Origin of the sequence: Bacillus gobiensis (assembly GCF_001278705.1) — a bacterium.
Classification (GTDB): domain Bacteria; phylum Bacillota; class Bacilli; order Bacillales; family Bacillaceae; genus Bacillus; species Bacillus gobiensis.
In genome coordinates this window covers 2,877,806-2,892,547 of record NZ_CP012600.1, presented here as the reverse complement: position 1 = coordinate 2,892,547, position 14,742 = coordinate 2,877,806, and the positions used below count along the sequence as shown (strand labels likewise).

At 33.1% G+C, this 14,742-nt stretch carries 12 protein-coding genes and 1 riboswitch; of the genes, 11 read left to right on the top strand and 1 reads right to left on the bottom strand.

Translation table 11 applies throughout. The features are described from left to right. The first annotated feature begins 255 nt into the window (after nt 1–255). From AM592_RS14475 to AM592_RS14445, 7 genes are all read left to right on the top strand, one after another. On the top strand, nt 256–1,728 hold the full coding sequence (locus AM592_RS14475) for an O-antigen polymerase (RefSeq protein WP_053604448.1): 1,473 nt from the start codon (nt 256–258) through the stop codon (nt 1,726–1,728). Between the two features lie 704 nt (nt 1,729–2,432). Further along, the gene (locus AM592_RS14470; protein ID WP_053604447.1) at nt 2,433–3,680 is read left to right on the top strand and encodes a lipopolysaccharide biosynthesis protein; all 1,248 of its coding nucleotides are present in this window, start codon (nt 2,433–2,435) and stop codon (nt 3,678–3,680) included. Between the two features lie 32 nt (nt 3,681–3,712). Beyond that, nucleotides 3,713–4,906, top strand: a complete 1,194-nt coding sequence (locus AM592_RS14465) for a polysaccharide pyruvyl transferase family protein (RefSeq protein ID WP_053604446.1) — start codon at nt 3,713–3,715, stop codon at nt 4,904–4,906. Nucleotides 4,907–4,949: 43 nt separating this feature from the next. Continuing rightward, the gene (locus AM592_RS14460) at nt 4,950–6,053 is read left to right on the top strand and encodes a glycosyltransferase family 4 protein (RefSeq protein WP_053604445.1); all 1,104 of its coding nucleotides are present in this window, start codon (nt 4,950–4,952) and stop codon (nt 6,051–6,053) included. 1 nt (nt 6,054) lies between these two features. Next, nucleotides 6,055–7,305, top strand: a complete 1,251-nt coding sequence (locus AM592_RS14455; protein WP_053604444.1) for a glycosyltransferase family 4 protein — start codon at nt 6,055–6,057, stop codon at nt 7,303–7,305. A gap of 42 nt (nt 7,306–7,347) precedes the next feature. Next, nucleotides 7,348–8,736 carry a sugar phosphate nucleotidyltransferase gene (locus AM592_RS14450; protein ID WP_053604443.1) on the top strand — a complete coding sequence of 463 codons (1,389 nt, stop codon included), beginning with the start codon at nt 7,348–7,350 and terminating at the stop codon, nt 8,734–8,736. A gap of 633 nt (nt 8,737–9,369) precedes the next feature. Further along, nucleotides 9,370–9,747 carry a hypothetical protein gene (locus AM592_RS14445; RefSeq protein WP_053604442.1) on the top strand — a complete coding sequence of 126 codons (378 nt, stop codon included), beginning with the start codon at nt 9,370–9,372 and terminating at the stop codon, nt 9,745–9,747. A 286-nt stretch (nt 9,748–10,033) separates the two neighbouring features. Here AM592_RS14445 and AM592_RS14440 read toward each other — a convergent pair whose 3' ends face one another. Next, nucleotides 10,034–10,222: a hypothetical protein gene (locus AM592_RS14440; RefSeq protein WP_053604441.1), complete on the bottom strand. Its 189-nt coding sequence runs from the start codon at nt 10,220–10,222 to the stop codon at nt 10,034–10,036. A 243-nt stretch (nt 10,223–10,465) separates the two neighbouring features. Between AM592_RS14440 and AM592_RS14435 the strand changes: the two genes are divergently transcribed. From AM592_RS14435 to AM592_RS14420, 4 genes are all read left to right on the top strand, one after another. Beyond that, complete coding sequence (locus tag AM592_RS14435) at nt 10,466–11,407, top strand: Gfo/Idh/MocA family protein (RefSeq protein WP_053604440.1); 942 nt, start codon at nt 10,466–10,468, stop codon at nt 11,405–11,407. A gap of 87 nt (nt 11,408–11,494) precedes the next feature. Then, nucleotides 11,495–11,603: riboswitch (TPP riboswitch) on the top strand. A 97-nt stretch (nt 11,604–11,700) separates the two neighbouring features. Then, entirely contained in the window at nt 11,701–12,279 is a 579-nt protein-coding gene (locus AM592_RS14430) for an ECF transporter S component (protein WP_053604439.1), read from the top strand. A gap of 16 nt (nt 12,280–12,295) precedes the next feature. Continuing rightward, the gene (locus tag AM592_RS14425) at nt 12,296–13,747 is read left to right on the top strand and encodes an ABC transporter ATP-binding protein (RefSeq protein ID WP_053604438.1); all 1,452 of its coding nucleotides are present in this window, start codon (nt 12,296–12,298) and stop codon (nt 13,745–13,747) included. A gap of 12 nt (nt 13,748–13,759) precedes the next feature. Then, nucleotides 13,760–14,563, top strand: a complete 804-nt coding sequence (locus tag AM592_RS14420; protein WP_053604437.1) for an energy-coupling factor transporter transmembrane component T family protein — start codon at nt 13,760–13,762, stop codon at nt 14,561–14,563. Nucleotides 14,564–14,742: the final 179 nt, after the last annotated feature.

Sequence of the window (14,742 nt, the reverse complement as noted above, 5' to 3'; positions counted from 1 at the left end):
TCTGATTAAATCTAATTGAATAATAAGATTATGTTTAAAAAAGTTTTGACAGGGTTAACAAAGAAAACATGATAATAAATATTATAGTTCAATTAGAGGTAAAGAATTTATTAATAGTGATAGTAGTTTTATTTAACAAATAATATTATATTATGATGGAATCGTTCGCAAATTATCTTATAAAATTAAACATTAAGTTATTAGGTCTATTTTGTATGGCAAAAATCTAATTCTCTATAATGAGGGTAGTGAGAAATGGTCTTAAAAAATTGCAAATTATTAACAACGGCATTACTACTAGCAATAATGGTAGGCATCAGTGTACCTTATATTATTAAATTGGTACAAATAGAAACTAATCTACTAGCACCTATTTACTTAATAGTATTATTAGGAATAATATTATTGTCTGTTTATTTAAGTGTAAAACAATTAGGGGAATTTGATGTGTTTTCCCCCTTTATTATTCCTAATTTTCTTTTTTTAGTTATTTATATATGTAAACCTATTTATGTGTTAGTAACTGGTGAGATTGGTGTCGGTACATTTAATGTACATTTACTTACAGATAATGAACTACAGGTTTTTGATAATGCTCTATTGTATATTATAATAGGTGTCTGTATTTATAATACAACATTATTTTATTTATTAAACATAAAAACAAAAAATTTATTAGAGATAAATAAAAAAAAATTGAGAACAAATTTCGAGAAAATAGTTAAGATAAAGTGGATAAGAGTAATTGCCATAATATCGGTAATATTTTCTTTTGTAATCATTATGACGCTAATCCTTAAAGCAGGAGGACTCAATAATTATTTAGATAATTTAGCATTAAGAAATATATACTTAAGAGATGCGGGCTATCTACTTATATTGGCTAATTTGTGTAAATTAACTTTATTTATTTATACTGTAAGGATAATATTTTTTAGAAACAGCAGAATTGATATTACAATATGGCTAGTCTTGCTTCTAAGCACCATAACAACTCTGGTTTTAACAGGCGGTAGATCATCAATTCTATATAGTATATTAATTCTAATAATAATAAAGCACTACTTTAATAAAAAGATAAAATCTCGTAATGTATTAATATTGAGCCTTTTTCTTTTCTTTTTTATTATTATTGTTTACAGAATAGTTCTTAGGGATAAATTTTTTGCTTCTAATAATAATTTGGGATTTTGGGATATTTTACATAATTCACTTTCTGACTTCCCAAGATATTTTTTCGGCGGATACGATACTGTTCAATTTGATGCTCTAATAACTCTTTTAAGTGAAAAAGGAACATATGATTTTTTATTAGGTAAAACTATTTTAGCTGCTATAATGTCACCGATTCCAAGGGATTTATATCCAGATAAAGGATACGGGGCAATGACCTATTTTACGGAACAGTTTTTCCCTCAATTCTATTATCCAAATCATGTTGAAATTAATATTTCATTTTTAGGTGAAATGTATCTAAACTTTGGATTATTAGGAATTATTATAGGATTCTTTTTACTTAGTGTTATTTTAGGAGTATTGTATAGATTGTTATTGACAAAAGGAAATGGATTGATTGCAATTATTTATGCAATTACCATTATTAGAATTGTTAGTTTATTAAGAGGGGATCTTTTTAATTTTTATATTTATTATATGCAAGATATTATTCCATTACTGTTTATAGTTATAGTCCTTAGATTGAGCATAAATAAGTCATTAGCTAAGTAGAAAGAAGGGGATGAAAGTTAATAAATTTGTATAAATGAGGGAACCCTTTTAAGAGAGTATATAACTGAATAACTTATTATTCATAAAACTTTACTAATAATGAGTAAAGAACTGATCAAATTCTATATGATAGACTCTGATGTATCTTATAATAAAAAATATGCTGACACTATATGGGCAATTACATAGCATAACATTTCTTGTTTCATCTTTTCTAAAATGATATTATTTGCTTTTTTTGGACAAAGTAGGATGTAATTGGCACACAAAAAACAAAATTCACTTATCGCCTTATATTAGAGAAGGATTGTAGTGCGTAAATGCTAGCGTACATTCTTTCGATCAGTTCAGTGAAATTAGACATTGTCAAGATTTTTTGAAACTTGAGGAGCATAAATGAAACAAGGGATGCCCTTTGGAACGTTTATAATGAGTAACGGTCTTTTCAGAAAATTATCCATCGTAACAATAGTAATGCCACCTGCCAATCTCTAAGCTCTATTTGGAGTGTTACATTAGTGTATTTTCATCAGTTTCAAATTTTAAGAGTTAGAGAGATTTCTGATATAAGAAGGTTAATAGGGGAAGCCTCTTTTATTCTCCTTTTCGATGAATTTGATTTATACAAAATTTTTTTGTTCTCTCGCAGATTTGAAACTGGATACATTTTTTTATGATGAAAAAAGAGGAGAAATATAACAGAAATGTTGAAAGTATTGTTAAAAATAGTTTTTCTTAGATATGGTTTATTTGAACAGAGTTTAATATCTTTGTTAAATTTTTTAATTATTATTTTTTATAGTAGGTTTATGACTATAGGGGATTTCAAAGATTTTGTACTGATTTATTCAGCGGTTAGCTTAGTATTCATAGTATGTTCAAGTTTTTTTTCAGCACCGATTTTAGTATTTTTACCAACACAATATAAAAATAAATCGTCAGTTTATATAAAATATCTCACAAAATATAATGTTATTTTGACATTTTTTTTTAGTAGTGGTGTATTAGTATTTATGAATTTGTTTGTATTAAAGATTTCTTTAATTGAAGGGTTTTATTCCATAATATTTTCAATTTCTTGGGGACAATATGAATTGTTAAGAAAACTAAATTATGGACGTGGTACAGTTAAAAACTTATTTATTGGCAGTATAGTGCTAGTATTATGTTTTTCAGTTCTGAACTTCATCTTAAAACTTTCAATAGATACTCAGAAAAGTTTTATAATATTATCTTCAAGTTATTTACTGGCAATCTTTGTAGTATGGTTATTACAACTTGTGAATAGTGGTAAAGATATAGATAGTTACAGTTTGAATAAAAAGAAAGTTAGAAAAAATCATTGGGAATTTGCTAAATGGACGGTAATTGGAAGTATACTTTATTGGGCATGTACTCAAGGTTTTTTTATATTAATTTCTTATTTTATTTCTGATGGAGAACTTGGTGGATTAAGAACAGCAATGAATTTATTGGGGTTAATTACGATAATACTTGTTCTTTTTGAGAATACTTTCACTCCAAAAATATCTACGTTATACAAAGAACAAGGAATTAATGCAGTAAAAGAATATGTTAATAATCTTCACTCTAAGGTTACCCCTTTTTTTTTACTAACAATAGTAGTAGTTACAATGGCTTCTTATTATTTTTTTGAAATTATATTCGGTGAAAATTTTAAAAATTATAAATATTTAACAATTATATTTGGAATATATCAATTTGCATTGGGACTAAATAGACCTTCTGTAGTTGCATTACGTGCTTTAAATAAAACTAAGTATTTCTTCACTGGTAATTTTATTGGTACCGTAATTACTTTATTATTAGGTTTGATTTTAACTATTAACTATCAAGAGTTTGGTTCTGCTTTAGCCATAGCAATTTCAGGAATTTTTGTTACTATCTATTTTAGAAATTCATTTAGTAAAGAAGTAAATAAAAATAAATAGTAAAATCTTAGAAAACAAGGAGAAAAAACTACATGAAATATTTATTTGTCAATGCATATTCTTCAAAAAATAGAGGAGATGCCGGTATTGTTGTAGGAATGATTTATTTAATTAAAAGTATTGATCCAAATGCAGAGATACAAATTATGTCTTCTTATTGGAAAGAAAATACTGATTTTTATAATCAATATGGAGTTTCCTCAGTAGAGCCAGTTTGGGAACTAGAAAAGGGTCAAAAAAGTTATTTGAGATATATTAATGGATTAAAGTCTGTGCTTGGTGTACTTTTAAATCGAGATAATAAATCTATTCAATTGTACAAAAATGCAGATGTAGTTCTTAGTGTAGGTGGGGGATATTTATATTCTTCTAGAAAAGGTCCTTTAGGAATAGGCTTACTAAATTCTTTGTTTCATATATGGGTAGCAACCAAAAAAAAGAAAAAGGTTCTTGCTTTTCCACAAAGTGTAGGGCCAATAGATAATAAAATTGATAAATTTATTGTGAAAAAAGTATTAAAAAAATTAGATATATTTATTAGTAGAGAAGAAATTTCTACAAAATTCTTAAAAGAAATAGGGTTGGGAAATTTGGTCGAAATTGCTGATATTGGCTTTACATTACCTGGTAAAGAAGTTGTATATCCGAAGATTACAAAAGAATCTGGAATGAAAATTGGTTTGACTTTGTTAGATTGGAGGTTTTCAAAGAAAGGGATTGGAGATAGAGAGATTGAAGTTTACGTAAGTAAAGTGGCTGAAATCTGTAATAGAATATCTTCTAAGAACAAAAATTGTACATATTATATCTTCCCTCAGGTAACCGTTGGTGAGGGTGATACTGATTATGAAGTTTCTCAAAAGTTGTTAAGGAAGATTAAATCTAAGAATGCTATAATAGTAGATTTGGATGGATTTAGTAATAAACCAGAAGAATTAGTCTATTTGTACGGAAAAATGAATTTATTCATAGGCAGCAGAATGCATTCTACTATTTTTGCTCTTGCTGGTGGTACACCTACCATTGCATTGGCATATCAGCCTAAAACTAAAGGTACATTTAAAAAACTAGGTCTTGAAGAATATGTCTATGATGTCAATAATTTTTCAATTGACGAAATTTATAAAAGTATAGAAGAAATTATTGAATCAGGAAATTATCCAATTGAAAAAGTTACACAGGAAATAGAACAAATAAAAATTGGACTTAAAGGCAAATTAATTTGATAAGAATAAAATATAAAAGGTTTATTAAAGCAGGTGTGTCTAATTGAAAGAAATTATAATTATAGGTCCCATTCCTCCTCCTATTCATGGTGAAAGCGTTGCTTTAAAGCAGATTATTGAGTCAAAAAATTTTAAATCGAAATACAAATTAAAAGTTATAAATACTAATAGAGCAGTAATTCATCAAGTGGGGAAGTTTTCTTTTAGAAAAATCTTACAAGACGTAATAATTATTATTAAAACATTTTTGAATTTAATCAATCGCAAAAAACATGCATTATATGTTTCTATATCGCAAACTAAACTTGGGTTGTTTAGAGACTTAATACTTATTCAGTTAGGTAATCAATTTGCATCAAAAACGATAATTCATTTACATGGAAATAACTTAGGTAATATTCTTGATTCCTTATCACCATTCCAGATGAAATTTGTAAAAAAGGTTTTAGGGAAAGTTACAACTGGAATAGTTTTAGGGGAAAAATTAAAAAGTAATTATAGAGGCCTTGTACGTAATGTTCAAATTGTAGCCAATGGTGTAGATTTAAATTTTATCTCCGATAAAGATATCGATGAAGCTAAATCACTTAAGACAAATTCTAAAATTAATATAGTATACCTTAGCAACCTTATGAAGGAAAAAGGTTATATTGAGTTAGTGAAAGCAGTTACAGAATTAATTGATGAGGGTTATTCTATCAATTTAACTCTAGCAGGTGCAATACATGATGAGAAAGATTATTTTGTAATGAAAAAGTTTATTGAGAAACATGGTTTTGATAATTCCATTAGGTACATAGGAATTGTAACGAATTTAAAAAAGAAAAAATTATTATTAGATTCTGATTTGATGATATTGCCCTCTAACTATGCTGTAGAAGGTCAACCAATTTCTATTATCGAAGGTATGGCAGCTGGTTTGCCTATAATATCTACTCAAAGAGGGTGTATTGAAGACTTAATTAATTCAAATGGTATTTTATTAGAAGAAGGATCATCAACTTTAATTAAAGAATCGATTGTTAGTATTATAAATGATCCGGAAAAAATGAATTTATATAGTCAAGCAAGTCGTCAACACTATTTAACAAACTTCTCTGATAAAAAATATATTGATAATATTATTAAAGCTATCGAGGAGAAATAATATGAAAAAAAAAAGAATAGTATTTGTCATTAACTATTTTTATCCTGACTTTGCCTCGACTGGTCAGTTACTTACAGAACTATGCTTGGATTTACAAAAGGACTTTTTGATTACAGTCATTGCTGCTCAGTCAGGGAATTATACTGGTGAACAATCAAAAACAATCACATTATTTGAAGAAGAATATTTAGAGAATATAAAGATCGTTCGGGTTCGTTTACCGAAAGTTGATAAGACTTCGAAAATGAGTCGAATGAAATATGTATTATCTTATTTTCTTTTAGCTAATATTGCATTATTAAAAGAAAAAAGTATTGATGCTATTTATACAATTTCTCAACCACCTATCCTAGGAGGTTTAATCGGGACGATTGGTAAATTTTTAAAAAAATCCAAACATATTTATAATATTCAAGACTTTAATCCAGAGCAAGCAATGGCAGTTAATTATACAAGTAAACAATTCATTTTTAAACTAGCTAAAAAAATGGACATGGTGAATTGTCGATATTCAGATTGTGTTATCGTTGTTGGAAATGATATGAGTGAAACATTAAAAAAACGTTTTAAGAATGAAAAAGTGCCTCACTATGTCGTGATTAATAACTGGACGAATGAAGACGAGATTATCCCATTAACAAAAGAAGAACCACATATTCAACAGTTTCTTAAAGATAATAGTTTAGAAAATAAATTTATTATTATGTATTCAGGTAATATAGGTTTATATTATGATCTAGAAAATATAATTAAGGTAACGGATTATTTTAAAAAATATCAAGATCTTGCGTTTGTTTTTATAGGAGAAGGTGCAGTGAAGAAGGATATGCAGTCTTTTGTTGAGACAAATGGCATTTCAAACGTACATTTTTTACCTTATCAATCAAAAGAATTTATTAAGTATTCATTAAATGCTGCAGATGTTCATTTAGTTGTGAATCAAAAAGGAATTAAAGGTGTGTCTGTTCCAAGCAAGATATACGGAGTTATGGCAGCTGGTAAGCCAGTTCTTGGTGTATTAGAACAAGAGAGCGAAGTTCAAATGTTAATAGATAAGAGCAATTGTGGAGTGGTTTCGGAGCCTCAAGATTATTCAGGTATTATTGAGAAAATTAATTACTTGTATAAAATGAAGAGAGAAGAATTATCTGATCTTGGATTTAATGGAAGAAACTATTTAGAACAGTATTTAAAACGTGAAATTTCAATTAATAAATATCGAACAGTACTAAAAAAAATAGTTGAATCCTGAGACCTGTTTTATAACAGGTCTCTTTTTAATGGAGGTATAATGATGAAATTAGTTTTATTGTCAGGTGGTTCTGGTAAGCGTTTGTGGCCGTTATCGAATGATACTCGTTCGAAACAGTTCTTAAAAGTGTTGGAAGGAAAAAGTGGCGTCAAGGAATCCATGGTCCAACGGGTGTGGGGGCAAATCGAAGCCGTTGGATTAAGTGATTCAACAGTTATTGCGACTTCTAAGATGCAGCGTGATATGATTTATAGTCAAGTTGGTGTAGATATCCCATTGATTATCGAACCGGAACGCCGTGATACGTTTCCAGCCATTGCTTTAGCAGCATCCTATTTTCATTCAGAAGAGCAAGTCGCAATAGATGAGGTTGTCGTCGTGCTGCCAGTCGATCCTTATGTAGAGGATGGTTTTTTTGAAGCTGTTAAAGGTTTAGAGAGTGTGTTACGTGATTCAAAGGCAGATTTAGCTTTAATGGGTGTGAATCCTACATATCCGTCTTCAAAATATGGATATATTGTTCCTAAAGAAATAACAGAGCATAATTCCTTTTTTTCAGTCAACCGTTTTACAGAAAAACCAACTGAGAAGGCTGCAGAAGAGTTAATCGAACAAAAAGCACTTTGGAACTGCGGAGTTTTTGCGTTCAAGTTAGGCTTTTTGCTAAATAGTTTAGAAGAAAAGAACCTCCCTCTTCAATACGATACATTGCTTAATAATTATGGATTGCTTCCAAAGATTAGTTTCGATTATGAAATCGTTGAAAAATCAGAGCATATTGTTGTTCTTCCTTATGATGGGTACTGGAAAGACCTTGGCACTTGGAATACATTAACCGATGAAATGGCAACGAATCAAATTGGCAATGGTGTTCTTTCAAGTGATTCAGTAAACACTCATCTAGTAAACGAACTTGATATCCCAGTTACAGTGGTCGGTACGACGGATATAGTTGTTGCTGCTAGTCCAGATGGTATATTAGTTGCTGATAAAGCATCAAGCCTTCGTATTAAAGAGTTAATTGGAGAGTTCAATCATCCACCAATGTATGAAGAACGTCTTTGGGGATGGTCAAGGACACTAGATTATGCAAAATATGACAACGGGAAAGAAATGGTAACTAAACGTATATGTATTCATGCTGGTAAAAATTCAACCTATCACTATCATCAGAGTCGTGATGAAGTATGGACAATTGTTAGAGGTGAAGGGGAGCTTGCTTTAGACGAAAATATTCACCGCGTGAAATCAGGAGATATTATTCATCTTCCTGCAGGTAAGAAGCATGGGCTGCGAGCGATTACTGAACTTGAATTTGTAGAGGTACAGACGGGAGAGGGAATAAGCGATGTTGATACTATCCGTCAATATTTTACTTGGGAAGAAATCCTGACTCATTTTCAAACATCGAAATCGAAAGTTATTGTATAATGAAGAGAATTGTGTAATATTAATCCGAAGATGGCTACGGGCATATCGCCCGTAGTATTACATTTATTCGAAAGTTTCTTGAGGGAAAATAAGTGGTCATGATACCAAGCCGATAAATTAGAACCTAGGGCTTCATTTCACTCTTTTTCTATCGAGATTGGTTAGTAGTTAGGAGCGCTTGGTTCTGAGATTTTTCAAAAAGGTGTGCATTACTTAAATAAAATTTCCTCTTAATTTTTAATTTCGGGAATTTCCCTTCTTTATTACCGCCAATAACTAGGCGTACCTTTTGCATTTTGCTGGAAGCAAAGAACCAAGATTCAGTACTTCTTATTCAACAATCATTGACTTCCTATATTCTTTTTACCCGGTCGTTCTTCTAAACAAAACATTTTATTCCAATCGTTTATCATCTATAATAGATGAGCAGAAACAAAACAATTTAACAATTTAAACAGACAAGATATCTCTAGATAAAAATCAGACAGTGAAAAACATCGAATTCATCATTATAGAAGGGCGTTAAGTCTAATTTTCATCTGATAGGGACTAAATTTGCGATTTAAGATCATAAATTAAAGTATTCATAATAAGGTTATGGCATTACAAATAATAATTAGGAGAATTGAATATATGGTAACATTCGAAACGTTTAAGAAGTTGGCATCCTTTGCTGATAACAAGGGTTGTAAGGTTATATTTGATGAGAACAAGAAGATTAGTTTTAATTCATCTAAAATGACCATAACCGTACCCCAGTCTATAACATTGGAAAATGCGTATGCGCTTGCCCATGAAATCGGTCATTTGATTGATCACTTGAACAATGAATTAGATCATGATAAATGGTTAAATGACATGTCTTATCGTATTACAGCTGAAATGAGTGCTTGGGTTCATGCCTATAAACTACTCAGTCATTTAGATATTTCATTAGACAATTATCATACACATGTTAACTCGAAGCTCTCGAGTTATTTCAAATATCATAATGTGGTGCAGCCAGTTTAATAATGATTTTTATTTAAAAATAGAGCCATTAAAATCATACTTATATAAGGTCGATAATTACTGCAAATTTATCTAATTTCAGATAAAAGATAATCGATTCTTTGTTAATATGGATATTAAATGAACGATTTAAGAGGCTAATCCAAGACGTAGTTATCACGAAAGATTTGTGGAAGTTCCATTCCCTCATGGAGAGTGGATCTTCTAAGCAAATGATTTTCATTTCGGATATGTAGTGATTTTCCCGTTGAGATGTTGATGGTATTTGAAAGGATTCTATAGGTGATTATGATCTCATCGGTCTCAATACCCGTTCAATTCCTTCTGTAATTGTACTCCATTTTTCCACTCCTCTTGCGATACTTAACTGTCCAGTTTTTGTGTTAGCAGCATGAGCTTCATACCTATTTCCTACACTATAAATTAGAATATCGAGGTCTCTTTCTTTCACAATGATTCGTTCCATTCTTATCATTGCATTCACCTCACCTTCTATTTACCACTTCAACAAATAGGTAAAAAGTCCTTTAAATTAGGAAATTTTATTTTATGTTTCTAATAGAAAGTGCTAAGAATGGTTTGTTACCTTATGATTTTGTACGGTCTTATTTTGATCTATTTATCTAAGAATCTAACAACCTTCAATTTTTTCCTATTCTAGGTTATTTCACCAATAGACTGATATACTTATCTTACTAAACCAAAAGGAGATGCACATATGAAAGTAGGGATACTAGGAACAGGCTTTGGCTCTTATCACGCCGACATTTATCGTAAAACGGAAAACGTCGATTCAGTTATCATTTTCGGGAGAAACGAAGAGAAACTTAAAAAACTTGAACAAGATTTGCAAATAACAGCTACCAACAATATTGATAACATTATGACGAACAAAGAAATCGATTTAATCGATGTCTGCCTTCCAAGCACCTTACATAAAAAGTATGTCATTGATGCTTTGAAAAATGGAAAGAATGTTTATTGTGAGACACCTGTTGCGTTAACCCTTGAGGATGCCATCGCGATGAAGCAGGCAGCTGACAAATATGGGAGAAAAGTTTTTGTTGATCAATTTATTAAATTCGAACAACCCTATCAATATATTTATTCGCTTGCCCAGCAAAATACATATGGGAAGTTAAAGGCTTTGCACTTGAAAAGAAAGACTCCTCCGTTATGGGGCGATTTAGGGCTGAACCACATCACAACCAATTTCATGATTCATGAGATTGATTTTGTCACTTGGCTAATAGGCAGTCCAAAGCAGATGACAGCTGCCGGTCTCAATGGGAAAGCAGGAACGTCACACGTTGATGCACTTTTCCATTATGATGATACAGTTGTTGAGGTCCAATGCTCTTCTATGATGCCAGGTTACCATCCGTTCACTGTTGCTTATGAAGCCGTTTTTGAAGATGCAACGGTAGAGTACGTGGAGAATGGACATAAGGATAGAAGTGAAATGTCTCTAAAGCTATTTACGAACGACGGTCAGGAAGAAGTCAAAGTAGAGAATAGTGATTGTTATGCAGAAGCCATTAAGCACGTACTGGAGTGCTGCGAGAAAGATATTCCGACAAGCTTGAGTATTGATGATGCGATTCCTTCATTAGAGATAGCCATAGAGATAAAAGAGATGCTGATAAGTACAAATACCTAATTGCAGTAAGATCATAAAATGGAAAACCGTACAATTGACATTTCCTAAAAAAGTGATAAGGTAGTGCTTATACAAGTGAATCAGTGAATTATCCGCTAGGGGGACCTTTTTAGAAGGTTGAGATTAAAGTAGGACTTTAAGACCCTTGGAACCTGATCTGGTTTATACCAGCGTAGGGAAGTGGAGTTGCGGGATCTATATGTCTATCATTATTTTCCAATACAACCACTTTCTTATTGCTGGTAAGAAAGTGGTTTTTTTATTTATCTAAGAAAAAAAGGAGATGTACCATCATGCAAAAAGGATTAAAGCTGACTGATATTTTAGTTACAATTATTATCGCTTTTATTTTCGGGATAGTTTATAAATTATGGGGACCTGTTTACAGCTTGGTTTCAACGGTCGGGCTTCATGTTGATCAGCTGCTTTATGGGATGTGGTTTATTGCAGCAACTGTTGCTTTTTTAATTATTCGTAAACCGGGTGTTGCTGTATTAGCGGAGGTTGCTGCGGCACATGGAGAATTTATTTTTGGCGGCCAGTGGGGAGTAGCTACACTTATATTCGGTTTGGGTCAAGGTCTGGCGGCTGAACTAATTTTCGCTGCTTTCCGTTATAAAAGGTATGATCTTTTCACTGTTTCTTTGGCAGCTGTGTTATCAGCGATAGCTTCACTTGTGATCGACTATTATTACGGGTATATCGGCGACCTGGCGCCTTGGAATTTGCTGCTTTATGTTGGGTTTAGAGTCGCTGGTTCGATTATCATTGCCGGAATCTTTGCTTATCTAATTGTCCAAGCGCTGGAGAAGACAGGCGTTACCAACCTTGTTCGCCCGGCTTCAAGTAAAGATTATCGAGCGTTGGATTAATTGTGAGGTGGGTGTTATGACATCCTTGACGAATGTAAAGGACTTGCGGTTGAAATTTCCGGGGGCGGAATCCTTGTTATTCAAGGATTTTTCCCTTTCTTTTCGTAAAGGAGAAAAAGTATTGCTGTTGGGTCCATCTGGTTCAGGAAAATCCACGCTTTTGCAAGTATTGACGGGACTCATCCCGAATTCTGTGGAAGTACCAATGAAAGCAAAGGAAGTGACGGTTCCTGATTCTTGGGGCTTTTTGTTTCAGGATCCTGATACACAATTTTGTATGCCCTATGTCGATGAAGAGCTCGCCTTTGTTCTTGAGAACCTGCAAATACCCCGGGAACAGATGCAACGCTTGATGAAGCATTATTTGCAACAAGTCGGACTTCACTTTGACAATCTTCATACGAATATTCAAACCTTGTCAGGCGGTATGAAACAGCGATTGGCGATTGCCTCAGTGCTGGCGCTTGAGCCGGATGTCTTATTCCTAGATGAACCGACTGCTATGCTCGATCCAGAAGGGACGAAAGAGGTTTGGCAAACGATCAAAGAGGTTGGCGAGGAGAAAACGGTCATCATTGTCGAGCATAAAATTGAAGAAATTGTTAATTTCGTCGATCGCGTGATTCTGCTTAGTGATCAGGGAACGATCATCGCAGACGGCTCCAAAGAAGAAGTGTTTGCAGAATTCAAGGACGTACTGATTGAACAAGGAATATGGTACCCGAACGTATGGAACGATTATATCGAATCTCGCCGGAAACTTGCGCCGAAGCAAAGCATCAATCAAGAAAAAACGGCCATTTCTCTTTCCGCGTTTGCAGGATTTCGAGGGAAAGAGAAAAAAATAGATGTAGGGCAAGCGAATGTCTATCTGGGGGAATGGATCGCCGTCCTTGGAAAAAATGGAGCGGGGAAAAGCACGCTCTTGCACGCTCTCATGGATTTGATTAAAACAAAGGGCTCCTACACCATATTTGACCGGGATCATAAAAAAATCAAAACATTGACCGATGACGTGACCTTTGTGTTTCAAAACCCTGAATTTCAATTCGTCACCAATTCCGTCTATGAGGAAGTCGCCTATACACTTCGATTAGAAAAATGGAGTGAGGAAAGGATTTCTGCCCGAGTGGACGAGCTGCTTGAGAGTTTTCGTCTAAAGGATCACAAGCAAAACCATCCGTATCAATTATCAATGGGACAAAAGCGGAGATTATCGGTTGCTGCCGCGATTGTCAAAGAACAGCCGATCCTACTGTTGGATGAACCGACATTTGGCCAGGATGCGAAAAACACGTTTGCTATCCTCGAGCAGCTTGAAGCACTCCGGGAGAGCGGCACAACGATCGTGATGGTGACGCATGATATGAACATCGTTGAGCATTTTGCGTCCAGGGCTTGGTTGATCGAAAATGGAAAGCTGATAGAGGACGATTTAACGGCCGAAAAAATAGAAAGTGCTCGTTAGGAGAGGACAAGTATGCCATTTGATTTTGCATTTAAAGAAACGTGGCTGCATAAAGTAAATCCCAGCTTAAAATTTGGCAGTATGGTGATCCTGTTTGTTTTGATTTTGTTTATTCATGATATCAACGTGATCATCAATGTGATGTTCGGTACCATCTTGCTCTATTTGTTTTTTACAGGCCATCCATGGAAGCGGTTATTGCTAATCGCGGCTCCTTTTCTGCTTATTTTTATCACGTCATCAACGTCGATGATCTTTTTTGGAAAAGGGGAGCATACGTGGTTTCATTGGGGGCTTATTGATATTACGGAAGAAAGTTTTTTTCGCGGATTGCATTTGGGCTTTCGCGGGATTGTTTTTGCCGTAATCGGTGTCGTTTTTTCTTTAACGACAAGGCCTGTATTTTTGTTTTATTCCCTCATGCAGCAAGTCAAAGTAAAACCAAAATACGCTTATAGCTTTATGGCGGCGGTACGCCTATTGCCGATCATGCTGGAGGAGCTGCAAACGCTGCGTTATGCCTTAAAGGTGCGCGGAGTTGGACAGCAAAAAGGGGTTTTAAGCTTTTTTCATAAGCTGAAATCTTACTCCATTCCGCTGCTGTCCCAAAGCATACGCCGCGCTCACCGGATTGCCGTAGCCATGGAAGCGAAGCGCTTTTCGAATACGACGAAACGGACTTATTATTATCAGATCGGATATTCGCGGGTTGATCTATGGTTTGTGATCTATTTTATCATCATTATTTCGTTATCTTATTTTATTGCTGTGTATTTTCCTTACTTCGGGGTACGTGATGTTCGGTTTACCGTTTAAGTTGCTCGAGTCAAATAAAATAGCAGGAAACCCGTTCTATTTAGAATCGGGTTTTTTTAACATATAGCAATTGCTGTTCTTTTAACCACTCTATTACACTCGGATTTCCCATTAAAACCATCCTTTCTTATAAAAAATTGAAACATTTTTCCGTTGATGTTTACACAAGATATATGTAT

Bases quoted from the DNA above. Each gene is read 5' to 3' on its own strand.
- AM592_RS14475 (WP_053604448.1), top strand. From the start codon at position 256: ATGGTCTTAAAAAATTGCAAATTATTAACAACGGCATTACTACTAGCA.
- AM592_RS14470 (WP_053604447.1), top strand. From the start codon at position 2,433: ATGTTGAAAGTATTGTTAAAAATAGTTTTTCTTAGATATGGTTTATTT.
- AM592_RS14465 (WP_053604446.1), top strand. From the start codon at position 3,713: ATGAAATATTTATTTGTCAATGCATATTCTTCAAAAAATAGAGGAGAT.
- AM592_RS14455 (WP_053604444.1), top strand. From the start codon at position 6,055: ATGAAAAAAAAAAGAATAGTATTTGTCATTAACTATTTTTATCCTGAC.
- AM592_RS14450 (WP_053604443.1), top strand. From the start codon at position 7,348: ATGAAATTAGTTTTATTGTCAGGTGGTTCTGGTAAGCGTTTGTGGCCG.
- AM592_RS14445 (WP_053604442.1), top strand. From the start codon at position 9,370: ATGGTAACATTCGAAACGTTTAAGAAGTTGGCATCCTTTGCTGATAAC.
- AM592_RS14440 (WP_053604441.1), bottom strand. From the start codon at position 10,222: ATGATAAGAATGGAACGAATCATTGTGAAAGAAAGAGACCTCGATATT.
- AM592_RS14435 (WP_053604440.1), top strand. From the start codon at position 10,466: ATGAAAGTAGGGATACTAGGAACAGGCTTTGGCTCTTATCACGCCGAC.
- AM592_RS14430 (WP_053604439.1), top strand. From the start codon at position 11,701: ATGCAAAAAGGATTAAAGCTGACTGATATTTTAGTTACAATTATTATC.
- AM592_RS14425 (WP_053604438.1), top strand. From the start codon at position 12,296: ATGACATCCTTGACGAATGTAAAGGACTTGCGGTTGAAATTTCCGGGG.
- AM592_RS14420 (WP_053604437.1), top strand. From the start codon at position 13,760: ATGCCATTTGATTTTGCATTTAAAGAAACGTGGCTGCATAAAGTAAAT.